22 protein-coding genes and 1 pseudogene are annotated in these 25,120 nt (G+C 69.5%); 8 read left to right on the top strand and 15 right to left on the bottom strand.

Annotated elements, in window-relative coordinates; all coding sequences use genetic code 11:
• Positions 1-98: 98 nt before the first annotated feature.
• Genes J8403_RS43110 through J8403_RS43100 form a run of 3 tightly spaced genes read right to left on the bottom strand, consistent with a single transcriptional unit; the run spans position 99 to position 3,871 of the window.
• Positions 99-1,562, bottom strand: a complete 1,464-nt coding sequence (locus J8403_RS43110) for an NAD-dependent succinate-semialdehyde dehydrogenase (protein WP_211127986.1) — start codon at positions 1,560-1,562, stop codon at positions 99-101.
• A 42-nt stretch (positions 1,563-1,604) separates the two neighbouring features.
• Positions 1,605-2,858: an iron-containing alcohol dehydrogenase gene (locus tag J8403_RS43105; RefSeq protein ID WP_211127985.1), complete on the bottom strand. Its 1,254-nt coding sequence runs from the start codon at positions 2,856-2,858 to the stop codon at positions 1,605-1,607.
• The gene (locus J8403_RS43100) at positions 2,855-3,871 is read right to left on the bottom strand and encodes an Ldh family oxidoreductase (RefSeq protein ID WP_211127984.1); all 1,017 of its coding nucleotides are present in this window, start codon (positions 3,869-3,871) and stop codon (positions 2,855-2,857) included. Before J8403_RS43100 ends, J8403_RS43105 begins: the two co-directional genes overlap by 4 nt.
• Positions 3,872-4,052: 181 nt before the next feature.
• On the opposite strand from J8403_RS43100, the gene J8403_RS43095 reads away from it, so the two are divergent.
• The 5 genes and pseudogenes from J8403_RS43095 to J8403_RS43075 all read left to right on the top strand — a co-directional run.
• Positions 4,053-4,712, top strand: coding sequence for a GntR family transcriptional regulator (locus J8403_RS43095; protein ID WP_211127983.1), 660 nt, complete (start codon positions 4,053-4,055; stop codon positions 4,710-4,712).
• Positions 4,713-4,792: 80 nt separating this feature from the next.
• Positions 4,793-6,373 carry an MFS transporter gene (locus J8403_RS43090; protein ID WP_246586272.1) on the top strand — a complete coding sequence of 527 codons (1,581 nt, stop codon included), beginning with the start codon at positions 4,793-4,795 and terminating at the stop codon, positions 6,371-6,373.
• Entirely contained in the window at positions 6,370-7,494 is a 1,125-nt protein-coding gene (locus tag J8403_RS43085) for a mandelate racemase/muconate lactonizing enzyme family protein (protein WP_211127982.1), read from the top strand. The genes J8403_RS43090 and J8403_RS43085 overlap by 4 nt, the downstream gene beginning before the upstream one ends.
• 649 nt (positions 7,495-8,143) lie before the next feature.
• Positions 8,144-9,313, top strand: coding sequence for an ABC transporter substrate-binding protein (locus J8403_RS43080; RefSeq protein ID WP_211127981.1), 1,170 nt, complete (start codon positions 8,144-8,146; stop codon positions 9,311-9,313).
• Positions 9,314-9,556: 243 nt separating this feature from the next.
• Positions 9,557-10,742, top strand: a pseudogene (locus tag J8403_RS43075) (ISL3 family transposase); the annotation flags it as partial.
• Between the two features lie 13 nt (positions 10,743-10,755).
• Here the strand turns inward: J8403_RS43075 and J8403_RS43070 are convergent.
• On the bottom strand, positions 10,756-11,034 hold the full coding sequence (locus tag J8403_RS43070) for a hypothetical protein (RefSeq protein ID WP_211127980.1): 279 nt from the start codon (positions 11,032-11,034) through the stop codon (positions 10,756-10,758).
• A gap of 6 nt (positions 11,035-11,040) precedes the next feature.
• Here J8403_RS43070 and J8403_RS43065 point away from each other — a divergent pair, with 6 nt between their 5' ends.
• A complete protein-coding gene (locus J8403_RS43065) occupies positions 11,041-12,102 on the top strand; it encodes a SpoIIE family protein phosphatase (protein WP_343245377.1) in 1,062 nt (353 codons plus the stop codon).
• A complete protein-coding gene (locus J8403_RS44515; protein WP_281427982.1) occupies positions 12,099-12,221 on the top strand; it encodes a hypothetical protein in 123 nt (40 codons plus the stop codon). The genes J8403_RS43065 and J8403_RS44515 overlap by 4 nt, the downstream gene beginning before the upstream one ends.
• Before the next feature lie 49 nt (positions 12,222-12,270).
• On the opposite strand, the gene J8403_RS43060 is transcribed toward J8403_RS44515, so the two are convergent.
• From J8403_RS43060 to J8403_RS43010, 11 genes are all read right to left on the bottom strand, one after another.
• Positions 12,271-13,044: an IclR family transcriptional regulator gene (locus J8403_RS43060; RefSeq protein ID WP_211127979.1), complete on the bottom strand. Its 774-nt coding sequence runs from the start codon at positions 13,042-13,044 to the stop codon at positions 12,271-12,273.
• A 155-nt stretch (positions 13,045-13,199) separates the two neighbouring features.
• Positions 13,200-14,234, bottom strand: a complete 1,035-nt coding sequence (locus tag J8403_RS43055; RefSeq protein ID WP_211127978.1) for an alcohol dehydrogenase catalytic domain-containing protein — start codon at positions 14,232-14,234, stop codon at positions 13,200-13,202.
• Positions 14,231-15,457, bottom strand: a complete 1,227-nt coding sequence (locus J8403_RS43050) for an amidohydrolase (protein WP_211127977.1) — start codon at positions 15,455-15,457, stop codon at positions 14,231-14,233. Before J8403_RS43050 ends, J8403_RS43055 begins: the two co-directional genes overlap by 4 nt.
• The gene (locus tag J8403_RS43045; RefSeq protein ID WP_211127976.1) at positions 15,454-16,761 is read right to left on the bottom strand and encodes an MFS transporter; all 1,308 of its coding nucleotides are present in this window, start codon (positions 16,759-16,761) and stop codon (positions 15,454-15,456) included. The genes J8403_RS43050 and J8403_RS43045 overlap by 4 nt, the downstream gene beginning before the upstream one ends.
• A gap of 92 nt (positions 16,762-16,853) precedes the next feature.
• Complete coding sequence (locus tag J8403_RS43040; RefSeq protein ID WP_246586271.1) at positions 16,854-18,050, bottom strand: dipeptidase; 1,197 nt, start codon at positions 18,048-18,050, stop codon at positions 16,854-16,856.
• Positions 18,051-18,170: 120 nt separating this feature from the next.
• A complete protein-coding gene (locus J8403_RS43035) occupies positions 18,171-18,473 on the bottom strand; it encodes a muconolactone Delta-isomerase (RefSeq protein WP_211127974.1) in 303 nt (100 codons plus the stop codon).
• Between the two features lie 7 nt (positions 18,474-18,480).
• A complete protein-coding gene (locus tag J8403_RS43030; RefSeq protein WP_211127973.1) occupies positions 18,481-19,698 on the bottom strand; it encodes an MmgE/PrpD family protein in 1,218 nt (405 codons plus the stop codon).
• 10 nt (positions 19,699-19,708) lie between these two features.
• Positions 19,709-20,887 carry an acyl-CoA dehydrogenase family protein gene (locus J8403_RS43025; protein WP_211127972.1) on the bottom strand — a complete coding sequence of 393 codons (1,179 nt, stop codon included), beginning with the start codon at positions 20,885-20,887 and terminating at the stop codon, positions 19,709-19,711.
• Positions 20,884-21,375 carry a MaoC family dehydratase gene (locus J8403_RS43020; protein ID WP_211127971.1) on the bottom strand — a complete coding sequence of 164 codons (492 nt, stop codon included), beginning with the start codon at positions 21,373-21,375 and terminating at the stop codon, positions 20,884-20,886. Before J8403_RS43020 ends, J8403_RS43025 begins: the two co-directional genes overlap by 4 nt.
• Positions 21,372-22,532, bottom strand: coding sequence for a CaiB/BaiF CoA transferase family protein (locus J8403_RS43015; protein WP_211127970.1), 1,161 nt, complete (start codon positions 22,530-22,532; stop codon positions 21,372-21,374). The genes J8403_RS43020 and J8403_RS43015 overlap by 4 nt, the downstream gene beginning before the upstream one ends.
• The gene (locus J8403_RS43010) at positions 22,513-23,391 is read right to left on the bottom strand and encodes an HpcH/HpaI aldolase/citrate lyase family protein (RefSeq protein WP_281427981.1); all 879 of its coding nucleotides are present in this window, start codon (positions 23,389-23,391) and stop codon (positions 22,513-22,515) included. Before J8403_RS43010 ends, J8403_RS43015 begins: the two co-directional genes overlap by 20 nt.
• Before the next feature lie 229 nt (positions 23,392-23,620).
• On the opposite strand from J8403_RS43010, the gene J8403_RS44905 reads away from it, so the two are divergent.
• Positions 23,621-24,199, top strand: a complete 579-nt coding sequence (locus J8403_RS44905) for a CapA family protein (RefSeq protein ID WP_211128710.1) — start codon at positions 23,621-23,623, stop codon at positions 24,197-24,199.
• Positions 24,200-25,120: the final 921 nt, after the last annotated feature.

Below are 25,120 nucleotides of genomic sequence, written 5' to 3'. Positions count from 1 at the left end.
TTGTGACCGTCAGAGTGCTTCTGGCGGTTCTCCGCGGCCTCGCGGCGCCCGGAACGCGCTCTTGCCACCTCTGTCTCGGTTTCGCGGGGCTCGGGAGGTCACCATTGGACGGCGATGTACTTGGTTTCGCTGAACTCCAGCAGCCCTTCCCTGCTGCCTTCGCGGCCGAGACCGCTCTGCTTGACACCGCCGAACGGCGCGGCCGGGTCGGAGACGAGACCGCGGTTGACGCCGACCATGCCGGCTTCGATCCGTTCGGCCACCTGCATGGCACGGCGCAGGTCGCCGCCGTAGACGTAGGCGGCGAGGCCGTACTGGGTATCGTTGGCCAGCTCGATCGCTTCGGCGTCATTGTCGAACGGGATCAGCGACGCGACGGGGCCGAAGATTTCCTCGGCCACGATGGCCGCGTCCAGGGGGACGTCGACGAGCACGGTCGGCGGGTAGTAGTAGCCGGGGCCTGCGGGGCGGTCCCCCACCGTGCTCGCCTTCGCGCCCTGATGCACCGCGTCGTCGACGAGTTCGGTCACCTTGGCCACAGCCTGCGGGCTGATGAGCGGGCCGAGTTCGATGTCCTCACGGCAGGCGGGGCCGACCCGGAGAGCACTCATCCGGGCGCCGAGTGCGTCGGCGAGCGGCTGCATGAGGTTCCGGTGCACCAGGATGCGGTTGGCCGCGGTGCAAGCCTGGCCGCCGTTGCGCATCTTGGCGATCATCAGCGCGTCCACCGTGCTCTCGATCTCGGCGTCCTCGAGCACGATGAACGGTGCGTTGCCGCCCAGCTCCATCGAGCACTTGAGCACCTGGTCGGCCGATTCGCGCAGCAGTGTCCGGCCGACCTCGGTGGACCCGGTGAACGACATCGCGCGCACGGCCGGATGGTGCAGCATCGCGGAGACGACGGGCCCGGTGCTACGGGTGGTGACGACATTGACGACGCCGTCCGGGACACCGGCGGCACGCAAGATGTCCGCGACCGCGTAGGCGGTCAGCGGGGTGAGGGTGGCGGGCTTGAGCACTACGGTGCAGCCGGCGGCGAGCGCGGGGGCTATCTTGCGGGTCGCCATCGCCGCGGGGAAGTTCCACGGTGTGATGAGTACCGAGACGCCGATCGGCTCGTGCTGGACGACGATGCGGTTGTTACCCGCGGGCGAACGGGAGATCTCTCCGATCACCCGGACCGCTTCCTCCGAATACCAGCGGAAGAACTCGGCGGCATAGGCCACCTCACCCCGCGCGTCGTCCAGGGACTTTCCGTTCTCCAAGGAGATGAGCAGGGCGATATCCTCCGCACGCTCGGTCATCAGCTCCCAGCATCGGCGCAGGATTTCCGCGCGGTCCCGGGGCGAACGAGCGCGCCAGTCCGCAGCCGCGGCCTTCGCCGCCTCCACGGCGGCGAGGGCTTCCTCGACCGAGGCATCGGCGACGGTGGCGAGTGCCTGCTCGGTCGACGGGTCGAGCACCACGATCCGCTCACCGCTACCGGGCAGGCGTGCGGGGCCGACGATCAGATCGGTGGTGAGGTTCGGGAAGGGCAGGACGATTTCGGGTTTCACGGTCATGGAGGTGCTCCGAATCTTCTGGGGCGTGGATGGCGTGGGTGGTCAGAGCAGACGGCCGGTGAAGGCGTTCTCGACGAGCTCGCGGGCTTCCTCCGGACCGAGGTGGACCGGGTTGTTCTCGACCAGCCGCTTCGCGCGCAGGCCCTGTTCGGCCACGGTGTCGAGGTCGTCCCGGCGGACGCCGAGATCCTTCAGGGTCGCCGGAATCTTCACTGCGGCGAGCAGGTCCGCGACCGCGCGCACGGCCGCAGCTGTGGGGTTCGCGCCCGCGTCCACACCCAGCAGCTCCGCGATTCGGGCCATCTCCTGGGGACGTCGAGACCCGTTGAAGGCCATGACGTAGGGCAGCAGGACGCCGACCCCCACACCATGCGGGGTGTGGGTCATCGCACCGACGGGGTACTGAAAGGCGTGAGCGGCCGCGGTTCCCGCCGTGCCGAGGGCGAAACCGCCGCACAGCGCCGCCATCATCATCTCGCTGCGCGCGGTGTCCGCACCGGGGCCGCCGTCGACTGCGGCCCGCAGGCTGCGTCCGATCAGCTCGATCCCGTGAAGGGCGTACTGATCGGTCAGTTCGCCCTTGCCGACGAACACCCGCTCACGGCTGAGCCCTGGAGTGGCGGGGTGCCGAATCGCGGTGAAGGACTCCACGACGTGGGCCAGGGCGTCGGCGCCGACGCTAGCGGTCAGCCCAGGCGGGCAGCTGTGGGTCAGTGCCGGGTCAACGACCGCGGCGTAGGGGATCAGGTGCGGTGACGAAATCCCGACCTTCATGGTGAGGTCCGGGTCGCTCAACACGGCGACGGGCGTCACCTCGGATCCGGTGCCGGCAGTAGTCGGTATCGCGACGACCGGCAGTGTGGGGCCGGGCACCGCGAATTCACCGTAGTAGTCGCGCGTACTGCCTCCGTGGGTCAGCAGTACGGCCACGACCTTCGCGAGATCCATACAGCTTCCGCCGCCCAGCCCGATCAGGACGTCCGGTCGTTGGGCGCGGATCCGACCCACCGCGGCGTCGATCGTACGGAGCGGCAGATCGGGCTCGGTGCGGTCGAAGACGGACACATCGGTGACCCCGGCAGCGACGAGCCCTTCGCGCAGCTCGTGGTAGAACGCGTCCTGCGTCATGCGTTCGTCGGTCACGATCGAGACCCGCTTGCCGAGGGAGGCGACAATCGAGGGGACGGCGGCGCGCTGCCCGGTGCCGAAGAGGACTTCCCGGGGCTGGCGTAGCAGACCGAAGGGCTCTGCCGCCGCCGCTCGACGTGGGCTCTGGCCGGCTGCGCTCGTGGTCATGGGGTCGCCTTTCGGTTCGGGTCAAGTTCGTCGAGCTGGTCGAGCAGCGCCTGTGGAAGCTCGATGCCTTCCCGCAGGGCGGCGTTGCGCCGTGCCCGGGCCCGGTCGCCGGGGACCAGTACGGGCTGGTCGTACCCGCTGGCACGGATTTGGTCGAGGTAGCCCGTCAGCTGATCCGGGGCGGCAACGGGGTCGAGCAGGAGGAAGACGTCGCCCTTGGTCGCGGGCTTCGTCTCGTCGAGCGTGCCGTGGACATCCGTGCCGGTGGCGCTGGCGGTGAGTGCGGCGACGAGCAGCTCGATACCGAGACCGAGCCCGTAGCCCTTCGCTCCTCCGAACGGCGCGATGGCACCGGCCTTCGCCGCTTCGGCGTCGGTGGTGGGATTGCCTGCGGCGTCGAGTGCCCAGCCCGGCTCCAGCGGGGTTCCGGCGAGGGCGTGCGCATGGATCTTGCCCATGGAGATCTCGCTGGTGGCCATGTCGAGTACGAAGGGTTCGGGGACGGCCGGGACACCGATCGCGATCGGGTTCGTGCCCAGCAGCGCGCCGCGCCCGCCATACGGGTGCACGAGCGCCTCGCTGGTGGTCAACGCGACGCAGATCAGGCCCCGTCCGGCGAGGTACTCGGCGTACCAGGCGAGCATGCCCAGATGGTTGGCCGCCGATACGGTCACGCAGACCACGCCGGTGTCCGCGACCCGTGGGATCGCGGCGTCGAGCGCGGTCCGCGCGATGACCGGGCCGAGGCCCTGTCCGCCGTCGACGGCGAGGAAAGCCGACGTGCGCCAGGTGTGGACCCCGGTCGCCGTGGGGTCCGCGACGCCGTTGCGGATCCGGTTGACCAGGCGCGGCAGACGGAGGAGGCCGTGCGAGCGTTGCCCTTTCAGCTCAGCGTCTACGAGCAGTCCGGCCTGCCACATGGCGGCAGCGGGCGGTACTCCCTGTGCGGTCAGGATGCGGCAGGCGAGTGCGGTGAGCTGCGCGGAATCGCGCCGATCGGGCCCGGCGATCATCGAACCCGGGGGGATGTGAATGTCATGGGGTCTCCGTTGACATGCGATAACGGTGGGTGACTCGGATCGTATCCGATCGAATCCCGAATCGGATCCGATCGGATTCCTTGCCACTTACCGTCGCCTGTGCAACAGTTCCGCGTCAAGGGCACCGTCCGGGTGCCCCGCACGGGAGGTATCGATGAGGTCGTCCGAGGCAGGCGCCACCGCAGCCGCCGCCGACGCGTACCAGCTGATCTACGGCCTGCTGCTGTCGGGCGAGATCGAGCCGGGCGGGCGGATCGCCGTCGACCAGTTGGTGCGCAGACTGGGGGTCTCGCAGACGCCCGTCCGGCAGGCGCTGGTCACGCTGGAGGCAGAGGGGCTGGTCAGCAAGACCCACCTCGTCGGGTACCGCGCCAGCGAGTTGTTGAGCCGTAAGGAATTCGACGACCTCTTCGCGGTACGCATCCTGCTGGAGCCGCAGGCCGCGGCATTGGCCGCCGAGCAACGTTCGGACGAGGAGGTCGTCGCGCTGAAGGCGCTGCAGGACGAGATGACCGGCCAGGCGGTCCGGGACGGCGCACTGCCGTACGCGCTCTTCGCCCAGGGCGACGGCCAGCTGCACCATCGCATCGCCGGCGCGACAGGGAATGCGTGGCTGGAGGACTCGATCACCCGCCTGCACCCGCACCTGCACTTGTTCCGGTTGCAGTACCGCACGACCGTGACCACGGACGCTCTCGAAGAACACGCGGAGATCGTCGAGGCGATCGCGGCCGGCGACGCGCGTGCGGCTCGTGCCGCCATGAAGAACCACCTCAGGCGCGGTCAGCGCCGGATCGAGCGATCGTTCCGCTGAATTGCTCCGGACGCCGGGACGCAGCGCAGTCGATCGCCAAAGGCGCGACACATACGGCTACGTCGCGGGAGCCCCGTCCCATGACCGCGTCCCGACGGGCGCGCAAGCACTCGGCGAGTGTCTTCGCCCTGCGGAACACCGTCGGAGACAGTGCCGGACCGCCGGCTGAACCGGCGCCCGACTTCATCGACCATGCGGTTCGCGGCACCGACACCGGACAGCCGGCACGGCCGGCCGAACACCCGCCCCTCCAGACCAGTGACGCCTGCCCCAAGCCCGAGAGGAACGCCTGCATGGACCTCGACACCGACCTGCAAAAGCGCACCACGGCCAAGGTGAGCCGCCGCCTGGTGCCGTTGCTGGTCGCGATCTACTTCGTCAGCTACCTGGACCGGTCCAACATCAGTTTTGCGAAGCTGCAGATGTCCGACGACCTGTCCATGACGGCGACGACCTTCGGTCTGACCTCCGGCATCTTCTTCATCGGCTATGTCGTGGTCGAAGTGCCGAGCAATCTGGCCCTGCACAGATTCGGCGCGCGAAAGTGGATCGCCCGCATCATGATCACTTGGGGCGTGATCTCCTCCCTGATGGGCTTCGTACCCAATGTGACGATATTCTCCATCGGCCGTTTCCTCCTCGGCATCGCCGAGGCGGGCCTCTACCCGGGCATACTCCTCTACCTGACGTATTGGATCCCCCGTGAACAACGCGCACGCGTGACCGCACTGTTCCTGCTGGCCATTCCGCTCGCCTCCGTGCTCGGCTCGCCGCTGTCCACCTGGCTCATGTCGGCCTTCGACGGGCACGGGATCCTTGCGGGCTGGCGGTGGATGTTCGTCATCGAGGGTCTGCCGGCCGTCGTCCTCGCCTTCGTCGTGTGGTTCGCCCTCACCGACCGCCCCGGTCAGGCGAAGTGGCTCTCGGCCGAGGAACGCGAGTGGCTGACGGCCAAGCTTGCCGAGGAGGAGCGGGACACCGCCGACGCCCACGGCCTCAGTTCCCTCAGGACTTCCCTGTTCAACTCCCGGGTGCTGGTGCTGTGCGTGATCTACTTCTGTCTCGTCTTCGGCCAGTACGCCCTCACCTTCTTTCTCCCCACGATCGTCGACTCCCTCGGAGAGCGGGCCGGCACGCACTTCTCCCTCGTCGAGGTCGGGCTGATCTCAGCAGTCCCCTACCTCTTCGCCGCCGCGGCCCTCCTCGTCGTCGGCCGGCACTCGGACCGCACCGGCGAACGCCCGCTGCACGTCGCCATACCCGTGCTCGTCTCAGCGGTCGCCTTCGCGGGCGCCCTGTTCTTCGGATCGCCGATCGCCGCGCTCCTCGCCCTCAGTGTCGGTGCCGCCGGTCTCTTCGGCGCCTATCCGAGCCTGTGGCAGCTGCCCACCGAGTTCCTGACCGGCACCGCGGCAGCGGGTGGCCTCGCCCTGATCAACTCGCTGGGCAACATCGCGGGATTCGCCGCGCCGTACGCGACCGGTGCGATCGCCGACGCCTCGGGCGGCTCCTACCGCCCACCCATGATCGTCATGAGCATTGTGCTGCTGGCGGCCGCCGTGCTCGTGATCGCCATCCGCAACCGGCTGGGCACCTCGTCCAGGCCGGCCTCGGCCGCCCTGACCCCGACCACCACGTCCCATGGAGACATCGCCGCATGAAGATCACCGAACTGCACGTCGACCTGCTCCGGGTCCCCCCGACCATCCAGCTCCAGGACGCGATCCAATCGATCACGACCTGGGAATTCGTCCTCGTCACCCTCAGGACGGACACCGGTGTGACAGCGCGGGGATGGTCCTACTCACTGGGGATGGGAGGGGCCGCCGTGCGCGAGTTGATCGACGTCTACCTCCGACCGCTACTCATCGGAGCGGACCCCCGGAACGCCGAGCGCATCTGGCAACGCTGCGCAGCTGAGTTGCACGCCGTCGGGAACGCGGGGGTCAGTTCGTTGGCGATCGCCGCGGTGGACATCGCGGTCTGGGACGCCGTCGGCAAGTCCCTGGAACTACCGCTCTACCGCCTGTGGGGTGCGTACCAAGAGAGCACGCCGGCGTACGCTTCCGGGCTCAACCTGCACCTGCAGGGGGATGAGCTGGCAGAGCAGCTGACGGGATACCTGGACAAGGGCAACACCGCCGTCAAGGTGAAGATAGGCCGCGACGACCTCGAAGAGGACGTCGAGCGGCTCGCCACCGCGCGGGCCACCGTCGGCAACAAGGTCGCCGTCTTCGTCGACGCCAATCAGAAATGGCGCGCGGGCGAGGCGATCCGCCGGGTGAGCGCCCTTGAGCGCTTCGCACCCGCCTGGATCGAGGAGCCCGTGCTGGCGGAGGACCTGCGCGGCAACGTGCACGTGCGGTCAGCGCTGTCGACCCCCGTCGCGCTCGGCGAAAGCCTCTTCACACGCATGCAGTTCGCCGACTACATCCACGCCGGAGCCGTCGACATCGTGCAAGCGGACGTGGCGCGAGTCGGAGGATTCACCGAATGGCTCAAGATCGCCCACCTCGCGAGCTCGTTCAACCTCCAGATGGCCCCGCACTACATGAGCGAACTCTCCGTGCACCTCCTCTGCGCGATCGAGAACGCGTACATCCTCGAGGACATCGAGGGCGGAACCCTCTTCGAACTCGGCCTGGCAACCGAGCCGGTCCAGATCGTCGACGGCCGCGCAACGCCATCGGGACGGCCCGGTCACGGTGTCGTCTTCGACGAATCGGCGATCGAACGGCACAAGGCCGCAGAGGCGTTCGAGGTCATCCCAACCCGGCACTGACTGCCCCTCCCGGCAGCCGCCGCGCCACGAAGGCCGACCAAGCCTGACAGGTCGCCATGCGCACGGTGAACCGGCCCCAGCGCACCCTTGTTGCCGCCAGGCCGCAAAGTGAGCACCGCACGCATGGCCTCTTCCTGGCGGGTCTGCCACCACCACAGGATGACCAGGACGATGCCGCCGCCGAGCTTTGCGCCGTCCGGGCCCGGTCGCCGCGCGCCGACCGACGTTGAGCGCGACCATCGCCCGCAGGCCGACGGGGAGTTCGACGTCCGCGGCGAGCGCGGTGACGCCGCGGCGTGCCCTCCAAGTCGTCCTGCACCGCCAGGCCCTTGAGGGCGTCGGGCGGCGTGAGAGCCGGCACTCCCCAGGCCCCGGCGATCACCACGCCCAGGAACTCCGCCGAGCGCTCCTACGGGTCGCCCATCACTTCGGCCCGCGGTCACGGACGGCGGTGTGCGCGCGATCACATGACGCCTTTCCGGACACGACCATCCGCTCTGATGGTGGCATCCCAGCAGCTCAGAGCACTGGCAAGCGGACCGGTAAGCCTCGCCATGGCAATGCAGTTCCAATTTGAACATCAGTAAGTCGCCCCAGTAGCTTCGTGGTCCGTTCGCCCACCCCCCTCGCACCCAAGGAGACGGACGCCATGGCGCCCTCCCGTCGTACATCTTCGATCGGCTGCTCGCTGGCCGCCGCCGGACTCACTCTGGTCACCGCGTGCGGCGGCGGCTCGGGCGACGACTCGAAGGGGAAGTCGACGAAGAACGCCGCGGCCGCCTCGGTCCGCGAGGAGACCAGGAGCCTGGACCAGCTCTACAAGGACGCGCGCGCCGAGGGCGGCACGCTGACCGTCTACGCGGGCGGCGACGTGGCGACCCAGCAGGACGAGAACAAGGCCGCGTTCGAGAAGGCGTTCCCCCGCATCAAGGTCAACATGATCGTGGACTACAGCAAGTTCCATGACGCGCGGATCGACCACCAGCTCGCGACGAATACGCTGGTGCCCGACGTCGTCCAGCTGCAGACCGTCCAGGACTTCCCGCGCTGGAAGAAGGCCGGCGCCCTGATGCCGTACAAGCCCGCCGGGTTCGGCAAGGTGCACGACGGGTTCAAGGACCCCGACGGCGCCTGGACCTCGATCTTCGCCGACAGCTTCGGGCTCATCTACAACAAGGACCGCACTGGCTCGGCGGCGCCTGCCTCCGCCAAGGACCTCCTCGACCCTAAGTGGAAGGGGAAGATCATCTCGACGTATCCGAACGACGACGACGCGGTGCTCTTCCTCTACAAGAAGATGGTCGACACCTACGGCTGGGACTGGCTGAAGCGGTTCGCGGCGCAGGACGTGAAGTGGGTACGCGGTGCCCAGGCGCCGTACGACGAGGTCGAGTCGGGCAAGAAGCAGGTCGCGCTCGGCGCGGAGACGCCGATCGCCCTCTTCCCCGGCCAGAAGTCGCGCTTCGTCGTGCCGGAGAAGGAACCGTTCATGTCCTGGGCGCAGCGAGCGGCGATCCTCAAGGACGCGAAGCACCCGGCCACCGCGAAGCTCTACCTGAACTGGTGGTTGTCGAAGAAGACTCAGCAGAACCACTACATGTGGACGGTGCGCGAGGACGTACAGCCGCACAAGGGCTTCAAGCATGTGTGGGAGTACCCGAACACCAGCCTCGACGGCTATGTGCGGTTCATGACCGACCGGGCCGCCGCCGAGCGGTTCCGGACCCAGCTGACTCAGTACGTGGGCGAGCCGAAGGGCAAGCCGTCGCCGGGCTGGCTCGGCGTGCGCCCGACGCACCGCGTGGCGAAGGACGCATAGCGGTGGTTGCGTGGATCCCGGTCGCGGCGTCCCGACCCGACCGGGATCTCGCGTCCGCGGATGGGCGCGCGATCGGCTCCCGGTGACGACCCGCACAGAAAAGCCGATCACGGCCACTGTCAACCATCAGCTGGGACCGAACTGTCAAGCATCACCCGGGACCGGACAGCGCTCGGGTCAGAGGAAGCGTTCACAGTTTCTCTCTTCCGTTGAAAGTCGCACGGTCGCCGTGGGACGGCCCCGATCAGCCGGGAGTTATGCGGCCGGGCGGCCGCACGCCTGGCCGGCGTCCTCGCCGTGCCCGTGTCCCGCAGCACCAGCGTTGCGCCATCTACGGCGCCGCTGCCCCAGCAAACGGTCCCACGGGTGATCGGGGTGGACGATTTCGCTCTGCGCCGCCGCCACCGCTACGCCACGATCATCACGGATGCCGAGACCGGCCGACGCGTCGCGGTCCTGCCCGACCGCGACGCGGCCACCCTGGAGTCCTGGCTGCGCGAACACCCTGGTGTCGAGGTCGTGTGCCGGGACGGCTCGGCCACCTACGCCGAGGCTGTCCGCCGTGTCCTGCCCGACGCGGTGCAGGTCAGCGATCGATGGCACCTCTGGCGAAATCTCTGCGACAAAGTCCTGCTCGAAGTCCGCGCGCACGCCGGATGCTGGGCCACCATCAACCCGCCCCGCCCCGGCGGAGTACGCGAGCAGACCACCCGCGGACGCTGGAACAAGGTCCACGATCTCCTCGGCCAGGGCGTCGGCCTGCTCGACTGTTCCCGCCGCCTCGACGTGGCCCTGAACACGGTCAAACGCTATGCCCGCATGCCCGAACCCAGGCCCTGCGCATCGCCCCCCTCTACCGCCCGACCCTCGTCGACCCCTACCGCGACCATCTGCGCGCCCGTCGCGCGGCTGACCCCCGCAGCCTCTGTCACCCACCTGCTCAGGGAATCCGGGAGTTGGGCTACACCGGCAGCGCGCCAACCTGCTGGTCCGGTACCTCAACCAGGGCCGCGCTGAAGGCGACCGCCCCGTCACAACCCCCCGTCACGCCGGCCGCCTCCTGCTCACCAAGCCCGAAAACCTGCGCCCGAAGGAAACGACCCTGCTGGAAAAGATCGCCGCAGCCTGCCCGGAGATGACCGCATTCGCCGATCTGGTACGCGGCTTCGCCGTCCTGCTGAAACCGGCTGCGGGCAACGACGTGAAACTCACCGAGTGGATCGCAGCGGCCCGCGCAGTCGACCTGCCCCACCTGCGCAGTCTCACCAACGGCCTCGAAATTGACCGGCCCGCCGCGGACGCCGGCCTCACCCTGCCCTACCAGAACGGCCGCACCGAAGGCGTCAACACCCGCCCCAAGAGGATCATGAGACAGATGCACGGGCGCGCCGCATTCGACCTTCTCCGCCACCGCATCCTCCTGCCCTGACAGGTACCCAGCGTCACCAACGACTACGGATCAGAGCCAAGTTCCGTACACGCCCCAGCGAGGTGATCAAGTAGGTGCAGGTGTAGAACCAGATGTGCAGGGTCTCCAGGCAGCTCTTGATGAGCCCATAGGTGTGGTCGCCGCGACGCGTTCTTCTGGCGACTGCTGTCGGCGGCTGGGCGGCTGCTGCGAGGGCTTTCGCGTTGCTCAGGTCGAAGTGGCTATCGACAACACCGATGAGCAGCACGGCGAGGCTGATACTCGCGACGATCGCGGCATAGTCGTCGCTCATGCGTAGCTGGTCGGCGACCGGGTCGCGCTGGTGATCGGCGACGTGATGGGCCACGGCATCGCCGAGGCGGCCACCATGGGCCGGTTGCGCACCGCCGTGCGCACCCTCGGCGATCTGGAGATGCCCCCCGCAGAACTGTTCGGCCGCCTCAACGACCTGGTCAACGACCTCGGCGAAGACTTATACGCCACCTGCCTGTACGCCGTGTTCGACCCGGTCGCCCGAAGCTGCACGTTCTCCCTGGCCGGTCATCCCCCGCCGGTCGTCGTCCATCCCGACGGCGCCGTCCACATGCCCGACCTGGTCGCCGACCCGCCGCTGGGCGCCGCCGAACCACCGTTCAAAACACACGAGCTGCACCTACCCGACGAGAGCCTTCTCGTCCTGTGTACCGACGGGCTGGTCGAATCCGCCACGCAGGACATTGAACAGGGACTGGCCCAGCTCCAGCGGCTCCTGACCGAGGCCGCGACCCGGGCACCGTACTTCCGGGCAGAACACCAGGACGATGACGTCCGGCACCTCGATGACCTGTGTGACGGGATCGTCTCGGCATGGCAACCCGACCGTGGGCAGACCAACGACGACGCGGCCCTGTTGATCGCTCATACCCGGTGCACTGCAGCCGGTGATGTCGTTTCCTGTCCTCTTCCGGAGAATCCCCAGGCCGCCGGACAGGCCCGCCGGCATGTCCGCGAACAACTGGCCGCTTGGGGACTGGACGAGCTCATCACGACCACCGAGCTCCTGGTCAGCGAACTCGTCGGCAACGCCATCCGGCACGCCAGAGGCCCGCTGTGCCTACTCCTGCTGCGGAGCCGCTCTCTGATCTGCGCGGTCTTCGACGGCAGTCTCAGTACCCCGCGCATCCGCCACCCCAGCTACACCGACGAAGGTGGCCGCGGCTTGCTACTGGTCTCCGCCCTTTCCCGGCGCTGGCGTGCGCGCTACCTCGACGATGGCAAATGCATCTGGTCCGAACAGGACCTCCCCCAACGGGATGCGTGCGGGAAATCCCGGGGTGCTCTTGATGCCGCACGGGCAGCGCATGCCACGCTCGACGCATGACCGGTCTGCCCGGCCGCGGCCCGCGTGACGGCGTGCACGGCCAGGACGTCGTTTCCGGCGACCATGTGCGCGTCCAGGCCGACGCCCAGGGCGCGCCGGCGCAGCGGGGCGGTGCTTGAGTCCTCGGACCGAACAAGCGAAGTCCGCGTCCGTAAGAGGGCTGGGGGATCAGCGGTCCGCCAGCGACTCCGAGATCGCCGCCGCCGTCTTCACCGCGCACTCGCCGTAGGCCGCGATCTTGTCGCGTTCGAAACGGCTGGACGGCACCGATACGGCGAGCGCGGCCACCGGACGCCCGGCCGAGTTCATGATGGCGGCGCCGATGGCGCTGACCCCCGGCCGCCACCAGGACTCGTCGTTGGTCGAGAACCCCCGGGTGCGGGTCCGCTCGATCTCCTCCCGGACCCGCTCCAGCGAGGTAGGTGTGGTGTCGGTGTAGCGGTTGAGACCGCAGGCCAGCAGGCCGTTGATCTCGTCGTCGCCGAGCTTCGCGAGCACGGCCAGGCCACACGAGGTGGCGTGCAGCGGGGCCCGGGTCCCGATCTCGACAAACGTCCGCACGGCCTGCCGGCTGTCCTCCCGCATGATGATCGTAAGTGAGTTGCCGTCTCGGATGACGAGGTGGACGGTCTCGTTGATGGAGTCGCGCAGGGCCTCAAGATGGGGGTGCGCGACGTCGCGCAGGCTTTGCTCCCCGGAGCTGCTGAGTCCGATGTCGAGGGGTTTGCTGGTCACTCCCCAGAGCACCCGGTTCGGGTCCACGATCTTCAGCCACCCCGCCTCTCGGAGGGTGACCAGGCACCGGTGGACGCTGCTTTTCGGCATGCCGGTGGCGCGCGCCAATTCGGACACCCCGATCGGCTGGCGCTGCGCGACGACCTCCAGCACCTGCAGGGTGCTCAGGACGCTGCTGATGCCCTTGCTCGTTTCCAGCTGTCCCATCGCCGACTCCCGCTCTCCAACGCAAAGGAACGCCACCATGCATGAACGGGCGTTCCGCACCGTGGGACAGGCTAGCAGGATCTGGGCTCTTCGGTCCTGGCATCAGCCCGCCCCGCGCCGCCCCGCGGTCATTCCCGGTGGTAGGGACGCGGGCCTCAGCCGATCGAGAGCACGACCTTGCCGAAGCGGTCGGGTGCGTCGAGCCGGGCCTGGGCCTCGGGCGCGGCGCCCAGCGGGAAGACCGAGTCGACGACGGGGCTGAGCGAGCCGTCGGCCAGCAGCGGCAGGAACTCGGCGATCTCGGCGCGGTTCGAGGTGTGGCAGCCGATGAAGGTGATCTCGCGCCGGTAGAGGCTCCAGAGGTCCAGTTCGGCGGTCTTGCCGGTGTGCGAGCCCATGCCGACCAGCCGGCCACCGTGTCGCGCGGACAGGACGGACTTCTGCACCGTCGCGCGCCCAACGGTCTCGTGCACCACGTCGACGCCCAGTCCGCCGGTCAGCTTGCGCACCGATTCGTGGAAGTTCGACTCCGCATGGTAGTTGACCACCTCGTCGGCGCCGAGCGCGCGGACCTGCTCCTCCTTGCGCTCGGTGCTGGTCGTGGCGATCACCGTGGCGCCCAGCGCCTTCGCGACCTGCACCGCGGCGCTCGCGACACCGCTGCCCGCGCCGACGACGAGCACGGTCTCGCCGGGCTGGAGCTGACCGCGGGTCTTCAGCATGTGCCAGGCCGTCATGTAGGCGACGATGCCGGCGGCGAGCTGGTCGTACCCCAGCCCGGCGGGGGCCGGGACGACGTTGCGGGCGGGCAGCGCGATGTACTCCGCGTAGGCGCCGTCGAAGTGCTCCCCGACGATCTGCAGGCGGGGGCACTCGCTGTCCCGGCCGCTCCGGCACTTTTCGCACTTGTCGCAGACCTTCATCGGGTTGATCGCGACCCGGTCGCCTGGGGCGAACCCGGTGACCCCGTCGCCGACGACGGCGATCTCTCCGGCCCCCTCGACCCCGAGGATCATCGGTGGTTTCGGTGCCTCTGGAAACCTGCCCTCTCTGACGATGATGTCGGCCCGGTTCAGCCCGGCGGCGTGTAGCCGCACCAGCACTTCGCCCGCGGCCGGCTCGGGGGCGGGTACGTCGGTGACCTCGAAGACCTCCGGTCCGCCGAACGCGGTGATTCGCGCTGCCCTCATCGTTCTCCTTCTTCTTCCGTCGAGCCGGCCCAGCTGAAGGGGCCGGTGTGGGTGAGCCGGTGTCGGAGGCGCTCGTCCTGCGCGGCGTCGGCGGTCGTCCAGGCCAGAGCGAGCCCGCCGTCGTGGATCGCGCGGTCGCCCTCCGGCCCGCGGGCGGCGCGGGCGAACGCGGCGGTGTGGTTGCCCTCCTCGGCCGGGCGGTCGAATGAGAGCACCGGATGGATCGCCGGCATGTGCACCGACACCTCGGACATGTCGGTCGAGCCGAGGGAGCGGTCGGGGTAGTCCGGGAAGGTCCGGCCCAGCGCCTCGGCGTTGTTCTGGAAGAGCTCCGCCAAGTCCGTGTCGTGGCGGAAGCCGTTAAGCCACATCAGCGGCTCCCCGACCGTCAACCGCACCCCGGCGGCGAGCGCGCCGGCCTCGAAGCAGTTCCGCACCCGCGCCCACAGGGCCTCAACCTCGGTGAGTGTGTCGGAGCGGATCATGACCTCGACGACGGCGTGTCCGGGGATGACGTTGACCGCGGTCCCGGCTTCCTTGATCACCGTGTGGACGCGGTCGGAGTCCTTGAGCTGCTGGCGCAGCAGCCCGATCGCGACCTGGGCGACGGTGACCGCGTCGGCCGCGTTGAGCGCGTCGAACGGACGCGAGGCGTGGCCGGTGCGGCCGTGGTACTCCAGCGACCAGTGCCCGAGGGCCCGGATGTGTGGGGTGGCCATGTCCTTGAGCGTCGGGTGCACCATCAAGGCGGCGTGCAGCCCGTCGAAGGCCCCCTTCCGCAGCAGGATCGCCTTGCCGGCCCCGCGCTCCTCGGCGGGTGTGCCGAGGAGCCGCACTGTCAGGCCGAGCTCGTCGGCCACCGGGGCCAGTGCGAGGGCGGCCCCGATCGCGCTCGCCGCGATCACGTTGTGCCCGCAGCCGTGTCCGATGCCGGGGAGCGCGTCGAGTTCGGCGCACAGGCCCACTGCGAGGGAGCCGCTGCCCACCGTGGCGGTGAACGCCGTGTCCAGCCCGGCGACGCCCTCCTCGATCGCGAACCCGCCGTGGGCGCGCAGCAGGTCGATGATCTCCGCGGTGGTCTTGTGCTCCTCGAAGGCGAGCTCTGGATGCTCGCCGATGCGATGCGACAGCGCGACAACCTCGGGCTCGTGGCGCCCAAACTCGGCGGCGATCCGCTCCTTCACCGTGGTCGGCACGGGTTCCTCCTCAAGGTACGGGGTCATGTGCTCGAGAGCACGTCGGAGACGGGCTCGGCGTCGGCGTCGCGGGGCCGGGTCACGGTCACCGCGCGGTTGCGGGTCTCGGGCAGCGCGACGATCACCACGACGAGGGCGAGCGCGGCCAGAACGGTGATGTAGGCACCGGGTGCGAGCCTGCCGAACCGGGCTGTGAACAGCGTGCCGACCAGTGGCGCCGTTCCCCCGAGCACGGCGTAGGCGATGTTGTAGGTCAGTGCGGTGCTGGTCGCGCGGATCTGCGGCGGAACCAGCTCCACCGCCACGACCGTCGCCGTCATGCCGACCAGCGCGGCCGGGATGACCAGCAGGATCTCCGCGACGACTGTAGTGAACAGTGATCCGCCTGCCGCGATCACGTAGGCCGGAACCGAACCCAGCACCGCGACGACGATGCCGGCGATCAGTAGCGGCTTGCGGCCGATCCGGTCGGCGAGCGCGCCCGTCAGGATGGACAGCCCGGCGCACAGCACGAGGGCGATGCCGCTGGCGACGAGCGTCGTCACCGCGGGGAGGCCGCCGGTGGTCGTGAGGTAGGTGGGCAGGTAGCCGAGAAAGTTTTGGGCGACCACGGCGAGCAGCGAGAAGATCGTGAGCAGCAGGAGGAAGACCCGCCAGTCGCGGAAGGAGTCCCGGACCGGGGTCGACGTCGTCTCGCCGCGGTCCTCGATGGCTCGGAAGGTCTTCGTCTCCTCCAGACGCAGGCGCATGTAGAGGCCGATCAGCGCCATCACGCCACCGAGCAGGAAGGGCAGCCGCCAGGTCCAGTCCGCGTACGCCGAGGCGGAGGACAGCCGCAGGGCGAGCAACGTGAACGCCGCGAGGGCCGCGCCGATGAAGGTCGCGCTGCCGACGGCGCTGGTGCAGAGGGCGCGCCGGTCCGGGGGCGCCTGTTCCATCACATAGGAGGCCGCGCTGGTGTACTCGGCGCCCATGGAGAGCCCCTGGGCGAGCCGGCAGAGCAGCAGAAGCAACGGCGCGGCAATGCCCACGACCTCATAAGTGGGCAGCACGCCGATGGCGGCGGTCGAGACCGCCATGATCAGCACGACGGTGGACAGCGCGGTGCGGAGGCCGAGACGGTCGCCCATGCTGCCGAACACGGCCCCGCCGAGTGGCCGCACCACGAACGCGATGCTGTAGACGGCCAGTGTGGACAGGATGGCCAGCGTGGAGTCTCCGGCGGGGAAGAAGTGCTTGGCGATGATCGTCGCCGAGTAGCCGTAGATGACGAAGTCGAAGGACTCGACGATGTGTCCGACCATGGCCGCGCCGAGGATTTTCTTCTGCATGAGAACTCCGATGTGGGCAGGAGTGAGCGCCCCGGGTTTCGCCGCCCCGGATTTCGGTGCCACGGGTTTCGGTGCGGTGCGGGCATGCGGTATTACCAGATCTTCTCGAGCACCCGCAGGGCGTTCCCGCCGATCACGGCAGCGATCTCCGCGTCGGAGTAGCCGTGCTTGACCAGCCAGCGGGTGATGTTGCGGAAGCACTCGCCGGGGTTCTCCAGCCCCGCCACGTGCTCGACCGGCTCGAACCGCGGGCCGGAGGTGATGGCGTCGGCGACGCCGAGCTTCTCGCTCATCGCGTGGTGCAGCCCCATGTGGTCGCCGAAGAAGGTGTCCGGACCGAACCCGACGTGCTCGATTCCGACCAGGTCGACGCAGTACCGGAAGTGGTCCATGACCGACTCGATGGTGTGCCGGCGGTGGTCCGGGCTGACCGTCGTGTGCGGGGCCGCCTCGATCCCGATCATGCCGCCGGACTCGGTACAGGCCCGGATGACCTCGTCGGGCTTCATCCGCGGGGTGTCCCAGAGCCCCCGGGCACCGGCGTGGGTGATCAGGACGGGCTTTTCGCTCGCCTCGATCACGTCGAGCGCGGTGCGGTCCCCGGCGTGCGACAGATCGATCGCGATGCCGAGCTGGTTCATCCGCCGCACCGCGCGCCTGCCAAAGGCGGTCAGGCCGCCGTCGCTCTTCTCGCGCAGGCCGCTGCCGAGGGAGTTCGCGTCGCTGTAGGCGACGCCCATCTGTCGGATGCCAAGGCCGTAGAGCACGTCGAGCCGGTCGACCTCGTTCTCGATCAGGGCCGCCCCCTCCAGCCCCGCGACGACGGCGAGCCTGTCCTCGGCGTGTGCGCGCCGGATGTCGTCGACCGACTCCGCGCGAATCACGTAGTCCTGGTGGGCGAAGTCGCACAGGCGCATGCCGAGGTCGGTGATGACGTCGTCCCACTTCCACCCGTTCCGGGACTCGCAGGCGCCCCAGCCGAGGTTGTCGAACACCGCGTCCAGCCCGGAGCGGCTCAGCCCTTCGTAGCCGTAGGCGAGGCGGGCCTCGCGGGTCCAGGCGAACAGCTCCGCTTCCGCCCTCTCCGGCAGGCGCACCGGGTGGTCGTGCAGCGAGACGGCGATGTTCTCGGCCAGGAGGCGTTCCGCACGGGCCTCCTCGTCCATGGTCAGCCCGAGATCGTGCGGGGGCAGCCGGTCCACCTCCGCCGCCAGTGTGAACTCGGCGTAGTCCCGTCCCGGCTCCAGGTACGAGAAGGACCGGTACCCGGCGTAGCGTGATGTTGCCACCTGTACTCCTCCTTGAGGCGACGTCACTCTGTGCCTCATTTCGGAACGGCGTTCCGCAATGTGGAACGATGCTGTCAATGCTTTATGTCCGTCCGCGCCAAGACCTCCGGGCCGGATCGTTCAGGCTCGGGCGAAGTTGTAGTCGCCCGAGATCAGCGGATGGGTCGCCAGTGCCCGCACCTCGAACCTGGCGTACGGGAAGATCGGCAACGACTGCAGGACGTCGTGCAGCTCGTCGGCGTCCCGGGCGGACCAGATGCCGACGTTGCCCTTCTCACCGGGCAGCCGCCAGATTCCCTTCAACGTGCCGGCCTCGATCAGCGCGAGGCCGGCGGCACGTTCCCGCTCGATCACGTCAACGCGGGTGTCGACCGGCAGCGCCATGACGCCGGTGGTGTCGATGGTGACCAGGAAGTCGGCCATGGGGAGCTCACTTTCTCGGTTCGGGGACTGTGGTGTCGGGTGGAAACGCCCCGGCCAGGATCCGGGCGGCCTCGGCCCAGCCGGCGGTGGCGACCTGCCGGCTGCGCTCCGGGCCCACACAGCCGGTGATCTTCGCAACCAGTTCGTCGGGGGCGAGGGGTGCCGCGGGATGCCCCGGCGGCAAATGCAAAGCGCGGCGGGTGGTGGAACCGTCCGTGAGGCCGATTTCAATCGTGGTGTCCCCCGCGAGCACACCGGACCCTCCCGGCCGCGTGCGTACGGCGGTGCGATCGAGGAGGACGACGATCTCCGGCCGGGCGACGGCCGCGTCAGTGAAGCTCGCTGCCGTGGGGAACCCGTCGACCAGGGTCGCGGCGACGGCGTAGGGCAGCGAGAATTTGCCCTCCGCACCGGCGCGCGGGCGGTGGTGGACCAGCGGCTGCAGGGTGGACTCCTCGACCAGCATCTCGACCGAAGCGACCTGGTCGAGCGGGACCGGGCCGAACAGTCGCGTGGCCCCGATCGGGCGCTGCAGGGCGTAGCAGCACGGGAACGGCTTGACCGCGAGCCCGTCCGGCACCGCGGGCCCGGAGAGGTCGAGCCCGTGCTCGCCTCCGACCAGATCGAACCAGTGGTCGAGGGCGGCGGGATCGGCGCTCGCCCCGCCGGCGGCGAGCCGCGCCGCCCGGACCCCCGCGTCGGTCGCGAAGCCGACCTGCAGCGGTTTGGCCTCAGTGCCGAACGCGCGCTGCAGTCCACCGGCGGCGGGGACGGCCAAGGCCATCGCCCGCAGCACGCCCTCCGCGCCGAGCCCCAGACCCAGCGCGGCCGCGACCGCCGCGGTCGGCGCCCCGGCCGTGCAGGTCGCGTGCCAGCCCCGCTGGTAGTGGCCCCATCCCAGCGCGGTCCCGAGCCGCGCCATCACGCCGGCCGCGGCCAGGAACTCCCGGTCGCCACCACCGACGGTGAGGGTGGCGCTCGCGCAGACCACGCTGATGTGGGAGGTCGAGGGGAGATGGACGTCGTCGAAGTCGAGGGTGTGCCCGATCGCCGTCCAGCGCAGCGCGGCCGGCAGGCCCGCGGTGTGCTCCACGATCGGCTCGTGCTCCGCGGCGAGGGCGACGGCGAGGGTGTCGGTCAGGGCCGTCCGCGCCAGCCGCAGATCCGATTCGGTGGGCGCGAAGGCCACGGCCCAGTCCGCGAGCTCGCGGAACGTGCTGGCCATGCTGCTCCTTTCAGAAGGACCGGGGCATGCCGAGGACGTGCTCCCCGATGTAGGAGAGGATCAGGTTCGACGAGATCGGCGCGATCCGGTACAGCCGGGTCTCCCGGAACTTCCGCTCGATGTCGTACTCCGCCGTCATGCCATAGCCGCCGTGGGTCTGCAGTGCGACGTCGGCGGCCTCCCAGGAGGCGTTCGACGCCAGCAGCTTCGCCATGTTCGCCTCGGCCGCACAGGGCAGCCCGGCGTCGAACAGGTCCGCGGCCTTCCAGCGCATGAGATCGGCTGCCTCGATGTGCACGTGGGCCTGCGCGATCGGGAACTGCACGCCCTGGTTACGGCCGATGGGCCGCTCGAACACCTCGCGTTCGGTCGCGTACCGGGAGGCGCGCTGCACGAACCAGCGCCCGTCGCCGACGCACTCGGAGGCGATGAGGATGCGCTCTGCGTTCATCCCGTCCAGGACGTAGCGAAAGCCCTCGCCCTCCTCGCCGATCAGGGCGTCGGCGGGGATACGCACGCTGTTGAAGAAGACCTCGTTGGTCTCGTGGTTGACCATGGTCCGGATCGGCCGCAGCTCGACGCCTTCAACCTCGCGCAGGTCGATCAGGAACAGCGACATGCCGTCGGACTTGCGCGCCACGTCCTCGCGGCGGGCGGTGCGGGCGAGCAGCAGCATCAGGTCGGAGTGCTGGACGCGGGAGATGAAGACCTTCTGGCCGTCGATCACGTACCCGTCGTCCGTGCGCGTCGCCGTGGTCCGGATCCGGGTGGTGTCGGTCCCCGCAGTCGGCTCTGTCACGCCGAATGCCTGCAGCCGAACCTTCCCCGCCGCGATGTCGGGAAGGTAGCGCCGCTTCTGCTCCTCGCTGCCATGTCGCAGCACCGAGCCCATCGTGTAGAGCTGAGCGTGGACCGGCCCGGCGTTGCCGCCGTTGGCGTTGATCCCCTCCAGCAGTACCGACGCGTCACCGACGCCAAGGCCCAGGCCGCCGTACTCCTCGGGCACCAGGGCGCCGAGGCATCCGGTTCCGGTCAGGGCGTTGACGAACTCCTCCGGGTAGTGGCGCGCTTCGTCGACCTCCCGCCAGTAGGCGTCCGGGTAGTCCGCGCAGATGGTGTCGATGAGCTGCCGCAGGTCACGGCGCAGCTCGGTGCGGTCGCTGCGGGCAGCTGTCGCGGCGGTTGTCATACCACGTCCTCCGATCGCGGGCCGTGCCCGCGCTTGTAAACCAGCAAGGTCCTGCTGAACTCGATCACCGTCTCGCCGGTCTGCTTGACCCCGGCAGTCCGCACAGTGATGACGCCGAGGGTCGGCCGCGATCGCGACTCCCTGACCTCCACCACGGTGGAGCGGGAACGGATCGTGTCGCCCTCGAAGACCGGGGCGGGCAGCACGATGTCGGTCCAGCCGAGGTTGGCGAACACGTTTTGGGACACGTCGGTGACGCTCTGCCCCGCAACGAGGGCAAGCGTGAACGTCGAGTTGACCAGTGGCTCGCCGAACTCGGTGCGCCGGGCGTACTCATGGTCGAAGTGCAGCGGCGCAGTGTTCTGGGTCAGCAGGGTGAACCAGATGTTGTCGGTGGTGGTGATCGTGCGGCCCAAGGGGTGCCGGTAGACGTCGCCGGGCACGAAGTCCTCGAAGAACCGGCCCTGCCAGCCGTCGTGTGTGGTCATGCCGTCTCCTTCCGTCGGGCTGCCAGCTCGGCGAGCACCGACGCGGTGTGCTGGCCCAGCGCCGGGACCGCGCCGCCGCGGGCGACCCGCCCGCCCGGGGCCGCGACCGGGGTCAGCGTGCGGATCGGGCCGGCTGGAGTGCGTGTGTCGAGCCAGCGAGCAGGAACGGCCAGCTCAGGGTGGTGCTCCAGGTCGGCGACATGGTTCAGCCGGGCCCACGCGATCCGGGCCGCCTCCAGCCGCTCGACCAGCACCGCCTCCGGCAGCGTCCGGAACGCCCGCTCGAGCAGCTCATCGAGCTTCGCGCGGTGCGCCACCCGCAGCGCGTTGCTGGACAGCCGAGCGTCGTCGAGCAGCTCCGGGATGTCCAGCACCTCGGTGCAGAGCCGACGCCACTCGCCCTCGTTCTGTACCGCGATCATCACGTGTCGGCCCTCCGCGGTCGGCACCGCGCCGTACGGGGCGATGGTGGGGTGTGCCGTCCCCATCGGCGCCGGGGTCCGCCCGCTGTGCGCCGTGTAGTAAAGCGGGTAGGCCATCCACTCGGTCAGCGCACCGAACAGTGGCACGTGCACCGGGAGCGCCTCGCCGGTCCGGTCGCGGTGCCGAAGCGCGGCCAGCACGCCGCTGTAGGCGAACGAGCCGGCGGCGATGTCGGCGACCGAAATCCCGGTCTTGGCCGGCGAGTCCGGCCATCCCGTCAGCGCCATCAGGCCGACCTCGGCCTGAATCAGCGCGTCATAGGCCTTCTTGCCGGGCTGCGGGCCGTCCGGCGCGTATCCCGAGATCGTGCAGACGATCAGCCCCGGATGCCGGGCGCATAGTGCCTCGGAGTCCAGGCCCAGGTCGACGAGGGCGCGCGGCGACAGGTTCGCGACGAAGACGTCCGCGGCCGCCAGGACCTCCTCGAAGGCCGCCCGGTCGGCGTCGTTCTTCAGATCGAGCTGGACGGACTCCTTGCCCCGGTTGAGCCAGACGAAGACGCTGGACTGCCCGCCCACGACGTCGTCGTACGCACGCGCGAAATCTCCACCATCGGGATGTTCGACCTTGATGATCCGCGCGCCCAGGTCGGCGAGCCGGCGGGTGGCCAACGGCGCGGCCACGGCCTGCTCCAGGCCGACCACTGTGATGTCCTCAAGCGGGAGCGTGCTCACGCGTCACCTCCCCGGTCTCGGCGAGCACCGCACGTGCCCAGGCAATGACCGGCTCGTCGACGAAGGTCCCGTCCGGCAGACGGAGGCTGCCCGCCCCCGCCGCGGCCGCCTCAACGACACGGCGCGCCCGTAGGACCTCGTCCGCAGTCGGGGCATAGGCCCGCTCCACCGCTTCGAGCTGGCGGGGATGCAGCACGACCCGGCCACCGAATCCGAGCGCCCGGGAGGCCAGGCTGCTCCGCCTGAGTCCCTCGTCGTCTTCAAGATCGGGGTGCGGGCCGTCGGCCGGCGCCGGGAGCCGGGCCGCCCGAGCGGCCACCGCGAGGTGCACCCGGACGTGGTCCAGGCCGCCACTGCCGGCCACTGGCGACACACCGAGCTCGGCGGCCAGGTCGAGGACGCCGAGAATCAGCGCGGCGACCCGTGGCGCGGCCGCGATACCTGGCGCGGCGAGCAAGCCCGCGCAGGTCTCGACCACCGGCACGACAAGGAGCGAGCCGGGCTCGATCCCCAGGTCACGCTCGATCTCGTGCAACCGCTCCCCGAGCTGGGCCACCTCTTTACCGGACTCGACCTTGGGGACGACGATCCCGGTGACGTGGCCGAGGACCGGAGCGAGCACGGCGAGGTCGGCGGCCTGCTCAGGACTGCCCGTCCCGTTGACTCGCACGAATAGCCCGGTACGGCGCGTGCTCGACAGTGCGCGGGCGATCGTGGCACGGGCGGCCTCCTTGGCCGCGCCCTCGGCGACGCCGTCCTCCAGATCGAGGACGACGGTGGCCGCCGGCGACGCCAGGGCACGTTCCACCCGCCGTGCGTGGTCGCCAGGCGAGAACAACAGCGTCCGGCCCAAATTCATGAAGTACGCTCCCGTTCGTTCACGTAGTCGGAACGACTGTTCATAAGGATGGGACAGATCCTGAATGGGGTGAGCGGGTTCTGTCAACCGCCGCGGCGCAACGGTGCCGCCCGTCCAAACACGAGCGAAGGAGACGCGATGAAGATCGTGCTCGTAGGCGACACCGCTCTGACCAGGAAGCCCAGACAACGCTCCGGGTACCCACCGACACCGGGCAGCACCTGCGAAAATCGGCATCGACGTCGTCTCGCCGGCGACGGACCATGCACTCGACCACGGCATCGAGGGACTGCTCAGCACGATCTCCGCCCTCGACCAGGCCGGGGGGCGCGACGCCGGGGCGGGCACACGCTCGACGCGGCCGACGCCGGGGCGGGCACACGCTCACCGGGGCCGACGCCGGGGTGTCGTCATCGAGACCGCGGAAGGAACCAGGCCGGCCGTCCAGAGCTTCTGCTCGACCCTCCCGCCCGGGGCCAACGCCACCTCGACGAGACCAGGCATCGCCCCGATCCGGATCGCCCAGAGCCTCGTGCTCGACGGCACGACGCCTGCCCCCATAGGGGCCGGCCGAGCTGCGGCTCGTGCCGATCACCCTCGGCGAGGCCGGCGAGCCGCGGATCGCCGAGCCGAAGGCCGCGGCCCTGGCCCTGGCCCTGGCCTGGCCCTGGCCGAGCGGTACTCCCGGGAAATCGGCCCGTCCTTCCGCATCCAGCCGAACGGCATGACACTTTTCGGCGACGCGTGTCGCGACCGTGGCAGAACTGGGCCACTCCACCTCGTCCTCGTCCTCGGGGCACTGCTGTAGCCCGCCGACTGGCTAGGAGTGCTGTCCGGAGAGGGACCAACTGATCGTGGAAGGCGCCCCTGTCCGCCCGCAGAGCCTCAGCCGACGCGGCCCAGAAGGGGTGGTCCACCCCACGCGGGTCCACGCTCGAAGTGCGCGCCGGAAAAAATGAGATCACTCCTTGAGCGTCGTCGGGTGAAGTACTCGACCAGCAGGCACACGGCCTTCTCGTCGTCCCAGTAGTTCTCCGGGGTCTCCAGTTCGTACGCCAGCTGAGACCATGCGGTGGCTCGGGTGGAAGCCGCCGCCGACACATACGCCTTTGCTACGCCACTTTGAGGCGTGGGGTGTCGGTGCCGTTGCCGACCGAGTCGTGGAAGACCGGGCCGTACCGGTGCCGAACTGACCGGGCAAGGGCCAAAGCGGTGTCAAACGCATGTACTCGCGGTTCGTCGCCCTGCGTATTCGTCCCGCCGGACGCGGCCAGGTCGTCGCCGTAGCGGCGGGTGAGTTCGGCGAACGAGGCCACCCTGACCACGCACTCGCCACCGAGCGTCGTGATCCGCGCAGCGTTGTGGTCGCTGATTACGTGCAGGGCATCGGCCAGCTGCTGGAGGACGACCGTCTTGGCTTCGATGCCGTCGCGTTCCTCCAGGCCGTCGTCGGTCATGGTGACCGGGACGGTTGCGGTAGGGCCGTCGTGCGGCGGCAGCACCGCTTCCAGGACGGCGGTGCCGATCGTGTAGCCACGGCGGGCGACGTCGAGCGGGAACTCGGGAGCGAACTCCTTGACGACGGCCGCGCCGGCCCCCTGCCACTGAGGCCAGACGAGACGCAGGTGGTCGCCTGTGCTGCGGAAGGCGTCGGAGGAAGTGGCGTGACTCATGGATAACTTTTCACGGGTGGCCCGCCGCACGGCCCGTCTGTCACTCCGGGCGGGCT

Source organism: Streptomyces yatensis, assembly GCF_018069625.1.
Taxonomy (GTDB): domain Bacteria; phylum Actinomycetota; class Actinomycetes; order Streptomycetales; family Streptomycetaceae; genus Streptomyces; species Streptomyces yatensis.
The sequence above is the reverse complement of the archived record's forward strand: the minus strand, read 5'-3'. Positions and strand labels throughout refer to the sequence as shown.